This window comes from Paenibacillus sp. LjRoot153 (assembly GCF_964253085.1).
In the GTDB taxonomy this organism is placed as follows: domain Bacteria; phylum Bacillota; class Bacilli; order Paenibacillales; family NBRC-103111; genus Paenibacillus_E.
This window is the reverse complement of record NZ_CAXUQH020000001.1, coordinates 2,122,658-2,139,679: the sequence shown is the minus strand read 5'-3', so window position 1 is coordinate 2,139,679 and position 17,022 is coordinate 2,122,658. Positions and strand designations below refer to the sequence as shown.

Here is a 17,022-nt window from a genome sequence, read left to right as displayed (position 1 = left end):
TACACCTCAACTTTATATATGAAACGGCAATCGTAGTGTGACACTTGCTTCTTCTTCATGCCAATCATCATTCTCAAGCGAATACTGGGAACCTTTTGATGAAAAACTTTCTAAAATCGATTGCTCAAGTTGTTCCCGATTATAGGGGCCTTGATATACAAAATCAAGCAGTAAGCCATCTTCCTGGGCATCAAACTCCAAGCTGAGTGTGCCACTTTCCCCATCTTCGAATGCCGTATGTTCCTGAATGCAGGCCACCATTTGCCGAACCAATCGTTCAATCAGTCCGTGCTGGATCGGGAGTTGTCCAAGATTAATTTCTTGTTCGACTTCCACATTCAGCTCTAACGACTTTGACTCCACACGGAATTGAAGCAAGTAAGCAATAAAAGATGGGATCCCCAGCTTGGAGAGATTACTTTCCTGCTGCATAGTCATTTTTATTTTTTCCATATAGGGCCGCAAATTATCAAACTTCTTCATTTGAATGTAACCAAATAAAATCTGGGTATCATTCATCCAATCATGCCGTAAGCGATTTACAACGGCAATCAACTTCTGATGATCCTCTTGCTCTTGCTGCTTCAGCGTAGAACGCCACTTTTCTTCCATTCTACTTACTTCTAGTCGCCAAGCTGTATACCCACTTACGAGAGTAATTAGTAGAAATGCCACTCTAATAATCCACGGTTCTGTAACCAACAAGCCAGTCAATCCTATGAGCACAAGTGCTAATACATAGACCTGTGCGCTGCCCAATTGCTTCATTATCCGCTCGCCCCGTTCTCCTGCTTTGTAACCGTTCATCCAGTATATCATGATGCCTGGAAAACTTCACCAAACAAACGAGAAAACCCCCGCCCCGGGCCATCCGAAATGAGTGATCACGGTTAGAGGTTTTTTCCATGCATATTGAGAAAAAATCCCTGGATGAACTCTCGCTCACCAGGGATTCTAATTACGCTTCTAGAGCTGCAGCTACTGGAGCTACATCAACTGGGTATACGCTCACTTTTTTGCGATCGCGGCCCAAACGCTCGAATTTCACTACGCCTTGTACCAAAGCGAAAAGTGTATCATCCGAACCGATGCCTACGTTCGTTCCTGGGTGAATTTTCGTACCGCGTTGACGGTAGAGAATGCTTCCCGCAGTAACAGTTTGACCGTCAGCACGTTTAGCGCCAAGGCGCTTAGAGTGTGAGTCACGACCGTTCTTTGTGGAACCTACCCCTTTTTTGGAAGCGAATAATTGGAGATCCAATTTCAAAAACATGGTGTTATCCTCCTTTGTGATAGATTGTTTCAATCGTTATATAGTCACCGTAAGTTTGTTCAATCGTTTGTAACATAACGACCATCGATTCTATAATTAACTGCACTTGACCCCAAGTTTCAGGCATGGCACGCGCACTATCCGGGATGGTTACATCCAGCAGTCCAGGCTCCATTTCGTGAATGGGAATCACACCGGTTAAGGATTCTATCGAATTACATGTACCAACGGAAATCGCTGATACCGCGGCGCAGACCAAGTCTTTGCCAGGTACGTCATATTCAGCATGGCCTTCCACTACAAAAGAAAGAATTTGAGGTGAATCCGGTGCAAGACGTTCTATGGTCACGTAGATCATAGGCTTGTCTCTTACGCTTGGATTTTCTCAACTACTACTCTTGTGTACGGTTGACGATGACCTTGCTTTTTGTGATAGTTCTTTTTCGGTTTGTACTTATAAACGATGACTTTTGCGCCTTTGCCGTGTTTCTCCACTTTCGCGGAAACTGAAGCACCAGCAACCAATGGAGCACCTACTACTAGGCCATCCTCTTTGGAAACCAAGAACACACGATCAAAAGAAACAACCTCACCCTCAGCAGCGTTCAATTTCTCGATGTAAAGAACATCGCCCTCTTGAACTTTGTACTGTTTACCACCTGTTTCAATAATTGCGTACATTTTCATTACCTCCTCATGTCTCAGACTCGCCTTGTGCAGGTGACGGAACGGAATCAAATCCACTCGCGTACTTCGACCTGTTTCGTGCGGTTACAGCATGCCTAAACAACACACTCCGAGTATTATATCACAGTTATATTTTCATATGCAAACCTTTTATTTGCGTTTCCGAGTCATTTCCAACAAACCTAACTTGGTCCAACCTACAATTGTCGTCTTGGAACGATCCTTGCGTACAGCTTCCGCCATATTCGCCATGACCTTCGCACGATTGTCCTCTGCATGCATATCAATAAAATCAACAATAATGATGCCTCTAAGATTACGAAGCCGCAAAAGCCTAGGTATCTCGATAGCTGCTTCACGATTAATATCTGTAACGGTTTGCTCTAAATCAATAGAACCCGTATATCGTCCTGTGTTGACATCTATTACCGTCAGCGCCTCGGTTTGATCGATGATTAAATACCCGCCGCTAGGGAGCCAAATTTTACGACGAAAGCTCTGGTTCAGCTCTTCCGTGACGCCGAAATGATCGAACATAGGTGTTCTACGGTCGTAGAAAGCGACGCGGCCACGCCAGCCCGGTTGCTGCTTGCGCAATAAGGTTCTCATCTCTTCAAAAACCTTGTTATTGCTCATCCACACTTCTTGAACTTCATCCGATATCACATCTCGTGCTAGTTTGGGTAGTAAATCCAGGTCTTGATAAAGCTGTGCGGGAACATGCGTTTCTTCTCGCTTCGCTAGAATGGTACTCCACACATCGCGTAAATTTTGCAGATCGTCTCGAATGGCTTCTTCACTTTGACCTATTGCACCTGTTCGAATAATAACGCCTTCACCAGGCATAAGATTACCCTCTGCTAGCTGCTTCAGTCGCTGTCGCTCTGCCTCTAGATCAATTTTACGAGATATGGCAATATAATCTGCATCTGGCATATAAACAATCCAACGGCCCGGAATGGAAACGTGCGTAGTCACTCTTGCTCCTTTGGTCCCCTGTGGATCCTTGCTCACTTGAACCATTAACACTTGCCCAATTTCAGCAATATCCGTAATGGAAGGCTTAATCTTAGGCTGCTTGTCCACATGAACGGGGAGGAGATCGTCTATATAAAGAAAGGCATTCTTCGCAAGTCCAATATCGACGAATGCCGCTTGCATGCCAGGAAGTACGTTAACGATGCGGCCCATGTAGATGCTGCCTGCCCGTTGAGATTCAAGCGGATACTGCGTATCATACTCCACAAGACGTCCATCCTCTAGCAATGCCGCTTGTGTAAGCTCTGGTGCGCAGTGAATTATCAGTTGCTTCATACATGTTCACCTCACCAGTTATTTTACATGAAAAGATCGGAAACTGCACTCCCCGGTTTTTTCCCATCTAAATAACCGCCGACGATTTGCTGTTCGGGCAGCACAGCTTGAATGCGCCCTGCTTCATTCACAACATAAATCAAATGGTATCGTTCTCGCATAAATAACTTCAACGTCTCCGCCATCGTAAGCTGCTTCGTAATTACAATGGGCTGCGCTCTTGTACCTCGGCTCAGCAACTGTCCCACTCGCAATCCGCGCCCCATTAGAAAACGTAAAAAGTGATAGGGGATTTGCCGGTAAGCATACCAATTGGATACAAGTAGAAATAGACCTATAACTAGGATATTGATTGGCAGTTGCCCTTGTACGAGCTGAATAATCGACATAACAATGATCGATAGGCTTATGATTATACTGATCCAAACCGAATAAACGATCGTGTTATGGTACGACATGATATAGCCTAACAAGCTTTGCATGATTTTCCCGCCATCGAGCGGCATCACCGGGATGAGATTGAATAAACCGATCATGAGATTCGCTTCAATGAAGTAGTCCCACCAGTTACCATTACCTATATCAAACGACTTCATTATCACCGCCAGCCCTATCATCCATACGTGTTGAAGTGGTCCTGCTAAGGCGACGATCAATTCCTCACGAGTAGACGTACTCCCTAGCTCATCAACAATCAAAACACCACCGAAGGGAAGCAGTTGCACTTCTTGGACCCTCCAACCGAACCCCTTCGCCGCGGTTAAATGACCTAGCTCATGGATGAGTACGATTCCGAATAAAGTGATTGCCTCTAGGAAATACCCCGTTATCGCACAGCCAATCATAATTAGCGTAAATAATGGATGAAATCGATATTTCGTCCCTGCCCATTTAATCAAAGGTGATCACATCCGCCGGATTGATCGTCACGCCCTCTTTCATGACTGAGAAATACAGATTCCCCTGCGCTGGATTTTTGGCAGAAGCCTTACCTATGGGCTCCCCTACTTTCATCCAATCCCCTACGGCAACAGTAACCTCACTCAGTCCACCATATAAAGACTCCAATCCACCGGGATGTCGAATCATAATCGTTAATCCCGTATCCGTAGTTGTACCTGCGAAAATAACCTGTCCCGTGTCCATCGCATACACCGGAGCAAATTCAGCCGTGTTCAATTTGACTCCCTTATGGGTTGTCCCATCGTACCTTATTAGCACGGTTCCTTTGGCTGGTGCGAACAACGTACGCTTCGAGGTACTTACAATCACAGCTTCATTTCCTGTGCGGTTAAAGCTTGGAATAAAGGAAGGAGCTCCTCCGAACTTATCGGCATACCACGCGGACAACGCCGTAAAGTCATAGGACTGCGTTAGGGCTGCCGTTATATATAGCTTCCCTTGATTAGCCCATGGCTTGTCTATGTGAAACATACCGTAAACAGAAGCAAATATGACACCACTGATGAGCAGCTTAAAGGCGATTCTCCGAGCAGAAGGAGGGGTGAGAAATCCTCTTTCTGAATCATCATTCTCCGTATCCATCATAAGCTTCTGTCTCCAAGCGTATTCAGGGTCCTCCATTCGCCTTCTCCAGTCGGGATCAGCATATACAGGCATTTCCTCTTTCTGTCGTGTTGGCAGCAGGAAATCAACCGACGGAGAGGATCTGTGTGAGCTTCCATTCCCGAGTGGTACTTGTGACGACGAATCTCGCAAATGGCGAAGTCGCTCTAATCGGCGCTGCTTTACTTTATCTTTTATAACCATAGAATCCCCTCCTTATAGACTTTCATTAGTACAGCCTATGAGCAGATGTACAAGATTATGTGAAAAGTGAAGCCTTCGTTCTACTTGCAGCAATAGAAAAAGTCCGCGACCCCGATAAGGTCACGGACTTAACATAGATACAGCCTTAAAACAATTCTGGCGCACGCTCCTGATGCAGTTTCACACTCATGACAAGGCCTAGTGAAAGCATGTTGATCAGTAGCGAGGTCCCTCCATAACTGACGAAAGGAAGTGTAATACCGGTCAACGGCATAATGCCAATCATCATTCCAACGTTCTCAAAAATTTGGAATACAAACATAGATACAACACCAACAACGATATAGGCGCCAGCAAGCTGAGAACTTTGAATAGAGATTAGAATCATACGATATATAAGCAAGAAATAAATAAGCAAAAGTACGGCTGAACCACGGAATCCGAACTCTTCACCTACAACAACGAAGATCGAATCTGAATAGGCGAAGGGAATGAAGTTACTGTGTACAGAGGTCCCTTTCAAGAAGCCCTCACCTTCCAAACCACCAGAACCAATAGCCCTTACCGCGTTGCGTACCTGATAATTATCATCATCCGACACATCCTGGGGATAAAGGAACGTATCTATCCGATCCATCCAGTGGCTGAAGCCGTATCCCTTAAGCATTTCAAACAAACTATCATGAAAATGTTTATATAACGTAAGCGTCAGGAAGCCTATACCGGCCACGAGAAGGATACTTATCAAGACCTGTGAGTATTTGATATTCCCAATCCATAGCATTCCAAGCAAAATAATGATAAAAATAATCGCATTCCCAAGATCTGGCTGTATGAGCACAAGTACGAAAGGGATCAAAACAGCTAACCCTACAGGAATTATATCATTCTTCACCTGAAGCAAATCCCCACCGCGTCTGGCAAGGAGAGCTGTAATGCAAATAATCAGGATCAACTTGACGAGTTCAGCTGGTTGAAATGTCAATCCTCCTGGAAGCTCAAACCAACCGCGGGCACCGTGAATTTTTTTACCAAAAAAATAGACGGCAACCAATGAGACAATTCCAATGCCATACAAATATGGAGCAATTCGTATAAGTACGCGATAATCGAATAAACTACAGGCTAGAAAAGCGACGAGTCCTACCGCATATAGAACCAGAATTTTCGTGATGCTGATGTTAATGGTCGGATGATCGACTGATGAGCTGTAGACCATCATTGTACTTATCACCATGAAGGCAAACAGAATGACAACAATTGGAATATCAATGTTTTTCAGTTTGGCAAACACAGAACAATCATCCTATTCCAATAAACTTTTTCATTCGTTTTACCCAACCTGTTTTGTCCTCTAATTGCATAAGCGGTACTGTATCGCCAACAATACGCCTAGCAATATTCCGATACGCAATGGCTGCGCGTGATGAAGGGTTCATCACCGTTGGCTCACCTAGATTTGCTGCCTTAATAACGTGCTCATCATCTGGTACAATTCCTAACAAATCTATCGCAAGTACAGAGCAGATTTCGTCGATATCCAGCATTTCGCCTTTTTTCACCATTTGAGGACGAATGCGATTAATGACAAGCTTTGGTGAAGATATTTTCTCATTCTCCAAAAGACCAATAATCCGATCCGCGTCACGCACAGCGGCATTTTCTGGAGTCGTCACGACAATCGCTTTGTCTGCGCCTGCAACCGCGTTCTTGAAGCCCTGTTCAATCCCCGCTGGACAGTCGATAATGACATATTCGAAATCATTTTTGAGTTCCAAAATAATCGTCCGCACTTGATCCGGAGATACGGCGTGCTTGTCTTTCGTTTGAGCGGCTGGTAATAAATACAGCTCATCAAATCGTTTATCCTTAATTAGCGCCTGCGGCAATCGGCAGCGACCTTCCGCAACGTCCACAAGGTCGTAGATAATCCGATTTTCCAATCCCATCACGACATCCAGATTACGTAAACCAATATCCGTATCTACCATGCATACTTTCTTCCCAAGAAGTGCAAGTGCAGTCCCCAGATTAGCGGAAGTCGTCGTTTTACCAACGCCACCTTTACCTGAGGTGACAACGATAGCCTCTCCCATATTCCTCACCCCAGACACAGTTTATATGTTGAAAATAATTATTTAATTGGAGCATCCGGCCAAATCCGATGAAGCTGATGCAGCTTATCGATTTCCATTTTGCCTTCTTTGACATAAGCAAATTCCATGAAAGCCTCTTCGATTCCCCACTCATCTGGAGATCGACTGATAACTCCAGCAATTCGTAATTGTGTAGGCCGCATATGAGAAGCAGCAATGATTGCTTTCTCGTCTCCATCTGACCCCGCGTGAGCCATTCCGCGAAGTGAACCCATTATGTAAATGTTCCCTGTGGAGGTAATGATTCCGCCTGGGTTAACATCACCTAAATAAAGCAAATCACCTTCGTTGTGAAGGGTTTGTCCTGAACGAATCATTCCTCTTAGCGTTGTCATGGAAACCTTGGGCTCCGGTGGAGCCTCCACCTTAGGCGGTTCACTTTCGATCGATTGAATCAAGAGATTCCCCTTCTGCTTAATCACAGCTCGAATCTCTTCTTTCTGCTCATCGGTAGCCTCGCGGTTGCCTAATTTGACATTCACATGAATAATCGGACCTGTTAATATTTGTTGATGCGTTTTCTCGAGCTTATGTTGCAGCTCTTGCAACAGCTCTTGCCAATCGCATGCGTCATTAAGTAAAAAGACAAGGCCATCTTTGACCCCTTTAATCATAACATGGTGCTTCGCTACAGACATAATGGCATGACGACCTCCCAACCTATACATTTCGGCCCTTGTTCTAAATTCTCCTGCTTATCGCCTGGAAAATTAATCTTCCTTCGCTGAAGCTGCAAGTCGCTTGCCTTCAAGCAGTTTGCGGATGGGAACGTAGCAAATCAAGGCCATAAGTAAATTGAATAGAACACTTGGGAGCATGTAATGGGTGAGAGCAAAATTCATATCAATGGCAATCAGTTTGAATAAGCGGTTGATCCCATAGTTGAGAAACTCAAATATTAATAAGCCTAAACTTGTAATAAGCAAATTGTAAAAAATAAGATTGGGCTGCTTGCGCTGCGCAAGACCTGCCAAATAGCCTACGAGTCCCATGCTGAAAGAGTAAACGCCCAACATCGCTCCATAATAAGTGAAATCGTGTAATAATCCGAACAGAAGCCCGTAAAGCAGAGCCGCATGACGATGATGAAATAGTCCAATAAAAATAATGAATACCAAAGGTAAGTGAGGTGTTACATAGACGATAGATTGCCATGAGGCTGGCAGCAGCCATACCACTAAACTGCCTTGAAGGATAAACAGACCGAGCAGGATGAGCCATAACACATGTCTATTCATTTGTTGGCTCACCTCATTTCACTTCCGGAACTTCAACGACAAACACTTCACGGATTCGGTTAAAGGATGCTTTCGGCTTCACCATTACCTTATACGTAATGCCGAATTCCCCAGGTCCAATCGAAGAGATCGTCCCAACTTCTATCCCCTTTGGAAAAACCTGCCCTAATCCTGATGTAATAATCGTATCGCCGACTTTCATATCGTCAGCATGTTCTACCTTGTTCATTACTAGCTCCCCAAGCTTGGGATCATACGATTCAATCATCCCAAATGGCTGCGACTCATTCCCTTTGACTGTGACGGCAATTGCTTTGGAGTTGTTGTCGGTATCATTCGTCTCCGAAAGCAGTTGCACATTGGAGTGGAACCCAAACACTTTACTCACTCTTCCCACTAAGCCATCGACAGACATAACCGCCATATTCTCCTTAATCCCATCTTTATCACCCAAATTAATCGTTACGGTGCTATTGTACGGATCTGGATCTATCGTGACGACCTCAGCGATTCTGTACCTATAATTGTTTGCTTCACGTTGACGTTCTGTGAAGCCAAGCTCTTCCATGAGTCGTTTGTTCTGCGATTCAAGCTCATTCAACCGCTGCGTATCCCGAGCATATTGCGTGAGCGTCAACTTCAATGTCTTGTTTTCTTCATAAATGACACGCAGCTGTCTGATGTCTTCAAAGAAGCCCGCTACCTGCGCAGCGGGCTTGTACAAGAGTCCTTGCGTCCATGATATGGAGTCTTTGACGAATTTCTCAGGCCATGTCATCGGCCCTCGATTCCCAAGTGTTAGTCCCATTAAAATAAAGAAACAGACTAAACCGGACATAAGAAAAATAAGTCGTTTATTTCCCATGAATTTAAACAAATTAGCACCTTCTAACGATAATTAACCCTTATACCTTGAACCAGATCCTGATTTGTTTTTGAATAAGTGAATATTCTCTAATGCGCGTCCTGTTCCAATCGCAACGCAATCGAGCGGATTTTCAGCAACCATAACGGGCATCCCCGTTTCTCTAGCCAGAAGTCGGTCCAAATTACGAAGCAATCCGCCTCCGCCAGTCAGCACAATACCGCGATCCATAATATCCGCCGATAACTCTGGTGGACATTTCTCAAGCGTGACCTTTACGGCATCCACAATGGCACTTACCGTGTCGGACAACGATTCCGTGATCTCAACCGACGTTACACTCATGGTTTTCGGTAACCCGCTAACAAGATCACGACCACGAATTTCTAGCGTTTCTGCCTTATCCGTGTTAAGCGCCGAACCAATTTCGATCTTCAGCGTTTCCGCGGTGCGTTCCCCAATCATGAGGTTGTACGTACGTTTAATATATTGAATAATGGCCTCATCCATTTCATCACCAGCGATACGGATAGATCGACTGGTTACAATACCGCCAAGTGAGATAACAGCAACTTCTGTCGTACCTCCGCCAATATCAACAACCATACTCCCCGTCGGCTCCCAAACTGGAAGATCCGCTCCAATCGCAGCAGCGAAAGGCTCCTCGATCGTGTAGGCTTCTCTTGCTCCCGCTTGCTTGGTTGCATCTTCAACAGCACGCTTTTCTACAGCCGTAATCCCGGATGGCACACACACCATGACATTCGGATGACGCGGAAATAACCAACGCTGCTTCTGTGCTTGTCGAATAAAGTATCGAATCATCGTTGCAGTCGTGTCGAAATCGGCAATAACGCCATCCTTCATCGGACGAACTGCACGGATATTCCCAGGCGTACGACCAATCATCTTTTTGGCTGATTCACCGACTGCTTCAATTGTTTTTGTATCTGTACGAAGGGCAACCACCGAAGGCTCCCTAACGATAATTCCTCTGCCTTTCACATAAACCAATGTATTCGCTGTACCTAAATCAATTCCCAGATCTTTCGTAAAACCACCAAACATACAAACGGCTCCTTTCCTGTTGCGTGTTCTATTATATTACATAAAGCCTTGTTCCTTCAAACTTATAAATCTCTGATCTCCAATGATAACATGATCCAACACTTCAATACCAATTATTGCTCCAGCTTCTACTAATCGACCTGTCAGACTAATATCTTCCGGACTTGGGGTCGGATCTCCACTGGGATGGTTATGTACACAAATGATCGAGGCACTGCTTCGTTTAATCGCTGCACGAAACACTTCTCTTGGATGGACAATCGAAGCGTTCAAGCTGCCCATGGATAAGGTCTCTTGCGCAATGACATGATTTTTGGTGTTCAAGAACAAGCAAACAAAGTGCTCTTTCTGTAAATAGCGAAGATCCTCGCTCATTAAATTGGCGATATCCTTGGGTGAACGAATCGTTATCCGCTCCTCATATGAGCTTTTGGCTAACCTGCGTCCTAGCTCAATACCCGCAAGAATTTGAAGTGCCTTGGCATCGCCAATCCCCTTGATCTGAGTTAACTGATCCTTGCTCATATCAACAAGACTGCGCAGCCCCCCGCTTTCACTTAGAATCCGGCTTGCCAAATGGATGGCAGATTCCGCTACCGTACCTGTCCTTAATAAAATGGCAAGCAGTTCGGCATGACTTAACGCCCCTGCCCCCTGTTGAAGCATTCGCTCCCGCGGTCTCTCTTCGATCGGAACTTCTCGCAGCATTAAGCTTGAGCTTTCCATGTTTTCCCCTCTTCCGTAATGTAGGTTATGTTACTTATTGCTATCCCATGCATGCGGGTACAAGCCCTAAAAACAATATAAAACCCCCGGATTGTGAGATCCGAGGGCTTCTAGGATAGAGATTCAGTATTCGATTTCGGACATTCAAATGCCCTTATTTGATCTAGCATACTGCCAATTGTATGACCTTCAAAGTATTTTTCCATCTGCTTCTCAGCATCGTGGAAAACTTTACCCATCAATCTATCCATTTTGGATGATATCATACAAGGTTTGGACTCGTCACCAGAGCACCAGCTCGGCTTCAAAGTACCTTGGCACGTCAAACGGTAAATCTCCCCGAGTGTGACTTCCTCAGGTTTGCAACTCAGTATAAAACCGCCACCGATGCCTTCCTTCGTTGACACATACCCTGCTTTTCGAAGAAAGCCCATAACTTTACGGATACGGGCAGAATGCGTTGATACATTAGCTGCAATTTCTTCACTAGTTGCCATATGATCAGGCAAGTGGGCTAACAGAACTAGGCTGTGGACGGCAATTGTAAATTCGCTGTTCATGGCAGATACCTCCCAGAAGAATGCGAAGTCATGTCGCTTACTGTCATTGTAACCGTTACAGATTGCTCAGTCAATCTAATTACCCTATTTTGGACTAGAATGGATAGGGTTGGAAATGACACTACAGAACTTGAATATCGAACGTCAGCAGTAAATCACTCAACAAGGAAAGTGGAAGTCCCACAACCGTGAAATAATCCCCCTCGATCCCACTGATAATCGTTGCGCCTATTCCTTGAATTGCGTAAGACCCCGCTTTATCTTTGGGTTCCCCAGTAGCAATATAGCGCAAAATTTGTTCATCCGTCATCGGCTTCATCCGCACATGCGTCACGCTATGCGAGACTACTTGTTGACCCGTAGCTGCATCCACACAGGCAACACCACTGTAAACCTGATGTATATTCCCTTGCAGACCTTTAAGCATGCGGAAAGCATCTTGCTCATCAACAGGTTTGCCTAGAATTTCCTCGTTATACACAACAACCGTGTCTGATCCAATGATAATACCATGCTGATCTTGTACCTCTAGCATTTCCTTGACTGTTGATGCCTTGCGTAAAGAAAGAAGTTCAACGAGCTCAGATGGCGTTATTTTTTGTTCGACGGTCTCATCCGCGTCACTCACACGAATTATATAAGGTAGTCCGAAAGATTGGATAAGCTCCTGCCTCCGCGGCGACGATGAAGCAAGAATAAGTCTTTGATGTTCTTTGGTTGGCACGATCAACACCTCCTAAATAATAGTCCTACATTTATAGCGTTCAAAAACTCACTAGAGTTTCCGATATAGGAGATAAGCTCCTACTAATCCAATAATGCTGCACAGGTTTAGCTTCACCAAAAGGTCGAATTGATATTTCACAACTTGTAAATCCGCTTTAGGTTCCCAAGAAATTTCAACTGATTTGGTTAAAAATGCGAGAGCAGGAACGGGTGCCAGCAGCTGGCCGATAATAACCCCAGTAATTAACCCGACGATTAAAAAAATGATTAATGTAAATGTATTTTTTTTCATTCCTGTCATCCTCTCTATGTATGTACATGCACTATTATACGAGGAATCTCCTTTTTTTTCTATTCAAAATAAGCGGCAGGCCTGATGAATAAACCGATGGTGATTCTTACCTGCTTACAGCTTAGACCAATCCTAGTAAAATAGTCACCGGAGGTAAATTCAACTATGACTCTACTCAAAAGACTGATTCTGTTCACTTTATTACTCACAATTTCATTTCCTTATCATGCATTCGCTTACAAGGTCGTACTTGATCCCGGGCATGGGGGAAGTGATCCTGGTGCAATTGGTGTTGGTGGACTCCGTGAAACAGATGTCAATCTGGACATCACGTTAAAAGTACGAGAAGCTCTTCTTGAACGAGGTTACGAGGTTATCATGACACGCACCAACGACACCTTCTTATCACTCGCTCAAAGGGTTGACTTCACGAATGAACAGCAAGCTGATTTATTCGTATCCATTCATGCCAATGCACATTCGAGCAGCAAAGCTAACGGAACCATGGTGCTCTATTATGACAACGCGTACCCACAAGAAGACTATCCAGCAAGCAGTGCGATGACTAAATTAACACCTTACAGTAAAGATTTAGCACAGCGCGTGAAGGACGCATTACTCGCGCAATCCGGTACCAAAGATTTAGGGCTGACACCAAGTGCTGTCTACGTGGCCCGAATGGGAACCATTCCGAGTATTCTAGTAGAGACGGCTTTTCTTACGAATACTAGTGATGCAGCCTTGCTTGCTAGCAGCGCTATGCGTTCTAAGATGGCGATCAGCATCGCCAATGGGATTAGTAGCTATGAACCACCTCCTTTTACCGACGTGCTTGTTCACTGGTCCAGATCATCTGTTCTTCGCATGAAGAATAAAGGCATTGTCGAAGGCGTCGGCAACAATTACGAACCAGACCGCGCGCTTACGAGAGCGGAGTTCCTCACATTGATGGATCGCGTATTTACCTTCAGCAAGCTGCCGGCTGTCTGCAGCACGAACGGAAGTGTAACTTCCAATGTGTATGGCTGCGGGACTGGCGCATCAAAAAGCTATTCGGATTTATCTGCTTCCCACTGGGCAAGCGCCGTTTTTGCCAAAGCAGCCAAATTAAACTTACTACAAGGGTATGCCGACGGGACGATACGTCCTAATCAAGCGATTACACGCGGAGAAGTTGCTTATTTATTCAATCAGCTTCTACAGATGACTTCGCCAACTGCACAACCCACGTATACAGCAGCATTCGATGATGTACCGAAGTCCATGTGGAGTGCTTCAGCCATCCTAACCTTGAAGGATAAAGGCATCATTAATGGCATATCGGACACTTCCTTTAAGCCTGATCAAACCATGACAAGGGCTGAGATTGCCGCCATGCTCGATCGTTACATCACGAAATAATTAGAAAGAAAGCCGTGTATCCCAACTCCTTAGAGTTCAGGGTACACGGCTTTCTATTTATGCTACGCTAATTGCCTTAAGCAGATTTTTCTGAGCAATAATGTACTGCATCAAGGCGGATTGCGCTTGCCACATCAAGGCCTGAGATGGCGTTTTCTTGTATTCTTCCATTGATTGAACGGCACTATTGATCGACGTTGTCATCTTTGTCAGCAACTGTTTAACATCATCACCCGCTCCGTTAGTCAGTCCTGTACCGAGTGTGATTAGTGCCTGATGCGAAGTACGAATCGACTGTAATGAGACATCCGTTAGTGCCGTGGGCTTCGTCTCAGCCAAATGAATAAGTGTCAATCCACTCATCGTAGTCACAAGTTTGTCACCCTCAGCAATATAATTGGGCAGAGACTCGGCTTTTGCTCCAGACCAACGAATGCCCGTTACCGCTGGGAAATCCACATTTTTCATAAAAACCTCAATCGTTTTATCCGTAGCCTGCACACCTTGTCTCAAGGCAATGGCATCGTCCTTCGTCTTAGCAAAGCCTACAAACACAGTAAGCTTATCGGAATTATCCAACGCGGAAGCAAGCCCCTTCTTATTGAGCGAATCCTGAACAGCCTGAGCGCCCTGAAGCGAACTGAACACCCCATTTTGCAAAAAGGTATACGATTTAGCAGGAATTTGCACAGCAGTGACAGCTACTGTTGTTGCTGGTAGAGCTACATCTCCTGTACCCGTTTGTGTTTTGGTCGTGGAGGCAGCTGCTTGCGTATTAGGTGATGGCACCGTAATTTTAGTAGGATTCGATGTCGCTATACTCGTGCTTGTATCTCGATCCGAAGAGAACATGGAGAGCACGAAGAAACCGAATGCGATTCCCGTTACCACTGCACCCGCCACAGATGTGGCTATGCGAATCCACGGCGCACCGGACGACTTCGCATAACGAGTTCCAGACCCCGATTCCCGGTAAGGCTCTTTAGGTGTCCAATTGGACCATTCCTCTCGATTGTCAGCAGGCTCAGGCTCCCTCTCTTGTCGAATAACCGTTGTTGGAATTGGAGAATTCTGCTGCTCTCGAGATATTTGGGTTTCCCTAATGATACGTTCCACACGCTCTCCTTCTGATTCAATCTGGCTGTGCCAGCTTCCAAAATCAGTGGTAAACGTATTCAGCGCATGCGGTTCAAATAATGATTCTACTTGCTCTCTTTCTGCTTGTTCATATGGTGTTACTTCCTTCGGGCTGCGATCTATCTTCGGCTCTATAACTTTATACTCTTCTTGATAGAGCGGAATGATTTTCTCCTCTTGATCATGCACCCTGGCTGCTCTGCGTGTAGATTCTGCCCCTTCCTTGGGGTCGAAGCGATATGTAATTCTAGCTTTTTTCATTCTCTTCCCTCACTCCTCATCATATATATGGCCCGAAACGGGTACAATGCCGTATTATCTTGTCCCAATCTTCTGTTACTAGAGTATGAGAGAGAGAACCATATTATGATTTTTTCAAGAAAAAAAGACCGCCTCCAGCCCATCGGCGCAAGCGATCTTCTCTCTAGGTATGTGATTCGTATTTCTTGCGCAGCGATTTAGCTAACCCATCAGCTGCCTTCCAGATGTCTCCTGCGCCCATCGTGAGAACGAGGTCACCAGGTTGAACATGGTCTTCCAAATACGTCAGTACTTCTTCACGTGTGGCAATGTGCTGAACATTCGGGTTGCTGTTGCTGCGTATCAACTCAACTAGCTTGACAGAGTCAACACCTTCAATCCGTTGTTCGCCTGCCGGCGAATAAATATCAGTAATGATCACTTCATCCGCTTCTAGGAAGGAGCGGCTGAACTGCTCGAACAAATAGTAAGTTCGCGTATAGCGTTGCGGTTGGAACACAGCGATGATACGCTTTCCTGTTGCTTTCGCAGCGGAAATCGTCGCTTGAATCTCCGTAGGGTGATGCGCGTAATCATCAATGACCAAGATATTTTCAACTTCTCCGAGTACTTGAAATCTACGCTTTGCTCCACGAAACTCTTGAATCGCTTCCGCAATGTTCTCGAAAGATAGTCCTGCTTCTAAGCAAGTAATCAGTGTCGCAAGCGCATTGTACACATTATGTTTACCAGGCACTGACAGGCTGACTTGGCCAAGGGATGAACCCTTAAACTCTACCGTAAAGGTTACCTTACGATCACCTAGTGAGATGTCACGTGCGATATAATCCGCTTCCGTCTCAATCCCGTACGTAATCACTTGACTTTGAATTTCCGGTATCATTTCGCGTAGGAATTCATCATCCTGACATACAATCGCTTTTCCGCCAGGTCTTACTTGGCTCAAGAATTGTTTGTATGCTTTCTTCAAGTTTTCGAAATCGCCATTATAATTTTCCAAATGGTCAGCTTCGATATTGTTCACTAACGCAAGAGTTGGGTGATATTGCAGGAAGGTTCCATCGCTCTCATCAGCCTCCGCAACAACATACTCTCCTTTGCCAGCTTTGGCATTGCTGCCTACATTCATAATTTCTCCACCGATGATATACGTTGGATCCGTGCCGCAAATCTCCATCACCAAAGCAATCATGGAAGAAGTTGTTGTCTTCCCGTGGGCGCCTGCTACGGCAATCCCTTTGCGTTCGTTCATCAGCCTTCCCAGCATTTGTGATCGATGAATAATGGGAATGTTCAATTGCTCAGCTGCTTGCATTTCCACATTATCTTTGGCTAACGCCGTTGAATATACAACTAAATCGGCTCCTGATACGTTCGTTGCCTCATGGCCGATAAAGACTCTGGCACCCTTAGCTTTCAGCTTATCTGTAAGCTCCTGTTGTGCAAGATCTGACCCCGAAATGCGGTATCCCATTTCGAGCATGACTTTGGCAATGGCACTCATGCCGTATCCGCCGATTCCTATAAAATGTACGTGTTCTGCTTGAC

20 protein-coding genes are annotated in these 17,022 nt (G+C 45.2%); 1 reads left to right on the top strand and 19 read right to left on the bottom strand.

The window, feature by feature from the left end; all coding sequences use genetic code 11:
* Positions 1 to 12: 12 nt before the first annotated feature.
* From ACSQ8P_RS09430 to ACSQ8P_RS09350, 17 genes are all read right to left on the bottom strand, one after another.
* Entirely contained in the window at positions 13 to 819 is an 807-nt protein-coding gene (locus tag ACSQ8P_RS09430; protein WP_436234936.1) for a Spo0B domain-containing protein, read from the bottom strand.
* Positions 820 to 958: 139 nt separating this feature from the next.
* Positions 959 to 1,273: a 50S ribosomal protein L27 gene (gene rpmA, locus ACSQ8P_RS09425; RefSeq protein WP_036742986.1), complete on the bottom strand. Its 315-nt coding sequence runs from the start codon at positions 1,271 to 1,273 to the stop codon at positions 959 to 961.
* Between the two features lie 4 nt (positions 1,274 to 1,277).
* Positions 1,278 to 1,631: a ribosomal-processing cysteine protease Prp gene (locus ACSQ8P_RS09420; RefSeq protein WP_056610370.1), complete on the bottom strand. Its 354-nt coding sequence runs from the start codon at positions 1,629 to 1,631 to the stop codon at positions 1,278 to 1,280.
* 11 nt (positions 1,632 to 1,642) lie between these two features.
* Positions 1,643 to 1,954, bottom strand: coding sequence for a 50S ribosomal protein L21 (gene rplU, locus ACSQ8P_RS09415; RefSeq protein WP_028555793.1), 312 nt, complete (start codon positions 1,952 to 1,954; stop codon positions 1,643 to 1,645).
* Positions 1,955 to 2,110: 156 nt separating this feature from the next.
* The gene (locus ACSQ8P_RS09410) at positions 2,111 to 3,274 is read right to left on the bottom strand and encodes an Rne/Rng family ribonuclease (RefSeq protein ID WP_436234935.1); all 1,164 of its coding nucleotides are present in this window, start codon (positions 3,272 to 3,274) and stop codon (positions 2,111 to 2,113) included.
* 23 nt (positions 3,275 to 3,297) lie between these two features.
* Positions 3,298 to 4,173, bottom strand: coding sequence for a M50 family metallopeptidase (locus ACSQ8P_RS09405; RefSeq protein WP_436234934.1), 876 nt, complete (start codon positions 4,171 to 4,173; stop codon positions 3,298 to 3,300).
* A complete protein-coding gene (locus ACSQ8P_RS09400) occupies positions 4,166 to 5,044 on the bottom strand; it encodes a peptidoglycan DD-metalloendopeptidase family protein (protein WP_436234933.1) in 879 nt (292 codons plus the stop codon). Before ACSQ8P_RS09400 ends, ACSQ8P_RS09405 begins: the two co-directional genes overlap by 8 nt.
* Before the next feature lie 145 nt (positions 5,045 to 5,189).
* Positions 5,190 to 6,338: an FtsW/RodA/SpoVE family cell cycle protein gene (locus tag ACSQ8P_RS09395; protein WP_436234932.1), complete on the bottom strand. Its 1,149-nt coding sequence runs from the start codon at positions 6,336 to 6,338 to the stop codon at positions 5,190 to 5,192.
* Positions 6,339 to 6,345: 7 nt separating this feature from the next.
* Positions 6,346 to 7,140, bottom strand: a complete 795-nt coding sequence (gene minD, locus ACSQ8P_RS09390; RefSeq protein ID WP_436234931.1) for a septum site-determining protein MinD — start codon at positions 7,138 to 7,140, stop codon at positions 6,346 to 6,348.
* 38 nt (positions 7,141 to 7,178) lie between these two features.
* Entirely contained in the window at positions 7,179 to 7,838 is a 660-nt protein-coding gene (gene minC, locus ACSQ8P_RS09385) for a septum site-determining protein MinC (RefSeq protein WP_436234930.1), read from the bottom strand.
* 72 nt (positions 7,839 to 7,910) lie between these two features.
* Positions 7,911 to 8,438 carry a rod shape-determining protein MreD gene (mreD, locus tag ACSQ8P_RS09380; protein WP_436234929.1) on the bottom strand — a complete coding sequence of 176 codons (528 nt, stop codon included), beginning with the start codon at positions 8,436 to 8,438 and terminating at the stop codon, positions 7,911 to 7,913.
* A 13-nt stretch (positions 8,439 to 8,451) separates the two neighbouring features.
* Positions 8,452 to 9,303: a rod shape-determining protein MreC gene (gene mreC, locus ACSQ8P_RS09375; protein WP_436234928.1), complete on the bottom strand. Its 852-nt coding sequence runs from the start codon at positions 9,301 to 9,303 to the stop codon at positions 8,452 to 8,454.
* Between the two features lie 33 nt (positions 9,304 to 9,336).
* Positions 9,337 to 10,371, bottom strand: a complete 1,035-nt coding sequence (locus ACSQ8P_RS09370) for a rod shape-determining protein (protein ID WP_057311626.1) — start codon at positions 10,369 to 10,371, stop codon at positions 9,337 to 9,339.
* 36 nt (positions 10,372 to 10,407) lie between these two features.
* Positions 10,408 to 11,097: a RadC family protein gene (radC, locus tag ACSQ8P_RS09365; RefSeq protein WP_436234927.1), complete on the bottom strand. Its 690-nt coding sequence runs from the start codon at positions 11,095 to 11,097 to the stop codon at positions 10,408 to 10,410.
* 110 nt (positions 11,098 to 11,207) lie between these two features.
* Positions 11,208 to 11,657: an RrF2 family transcriptional regulator gene (locus tag ACSQ8P_RS09360; protein WP_436234926.1), complete on the bottom strand. Its 450-nt coding sequence runs from the start codon at positions 11,655 to 11,657 to the stop codon at positions 11,208 to 11,210.
* Between the two features lie 121 nt (positions 11,658 to 11,778).
* Positions 11,779 to 12,381, bottom strand: coding sequence for a Maf family protein (locus tag ACSQ8P_RS09355; protein WP_436234925.1), 603 nt, complete (start codon positions 12,379 to 12,381; stop codon positions 11,779 to 11,781).
* Between the two features lie 51 nt (positions 12,382 to 12,432).
* Positions 12,433 to 12,675 carry a DUF4321 domain-containing protein gene (locus tag ACSQ8P_RS09350; RefSeq protein ID WP_436234924.1) on the bottom strand — a complete coding sequence of 81 codons (243 nt, stop codon included), beginning with the start codon at positions 12,673 to 12,675 and terminating at the stop codon, positions 12,433 to 12,435.
* 165 nt (positions 12,676 to 12,840) lie between these two features.
* On the opposite strand from ACSQ8P_RS09350, the gene ACSQ8P_RS09345 reads away from it, so the two are divergent.
* Positions 12,841 to 14,076, top strand: a complete 1,236-nt coding sequence (locus ACSQ8P_RS09345; RefSeq protein WP_436234923.1) for an N-acetylmuramoyl-L-alanine amidase — start codon at positions 12,841 to 12,843, stop codon at positions 14,074 to 14,076.
* 57 nt (positions 14,077 to 14,133) lie between these two features.
* Here the strand turns inward: ACSQ8P_RS09345 and ACSQ8P_RS09340 are convergent, their stop codons facing one another.
* Complete coding sequence (locus tag ACSQ8P_RS09340; RefSeq protein ID WP_436234922.1) at positions 14,134 to 15,474, bottom strand: hypothetical protein; 1,341 nt, start codon at positions 15,472 to 15,474, stop codon at positions 14,134 to 14,136.
* Between the two features lie 163 nt (positions 15,475 to 15,637).
* Positions 15,638 to 16,978 (bottom strand): UDP-N-acetylmuramate--L-alanine ligase, encoded by a 1,341-nt coding sequence (gene murC, locus ACSQ8P_RS09335; RefSeq protein ID WP_436239486.1) that lies wholly within the window; start codon positions 16,976 to 16,978, stop codon positions 15,638 to 15,640.
* Positions 16,979 to 17,022: the final 44 nt, after the last annotated feature.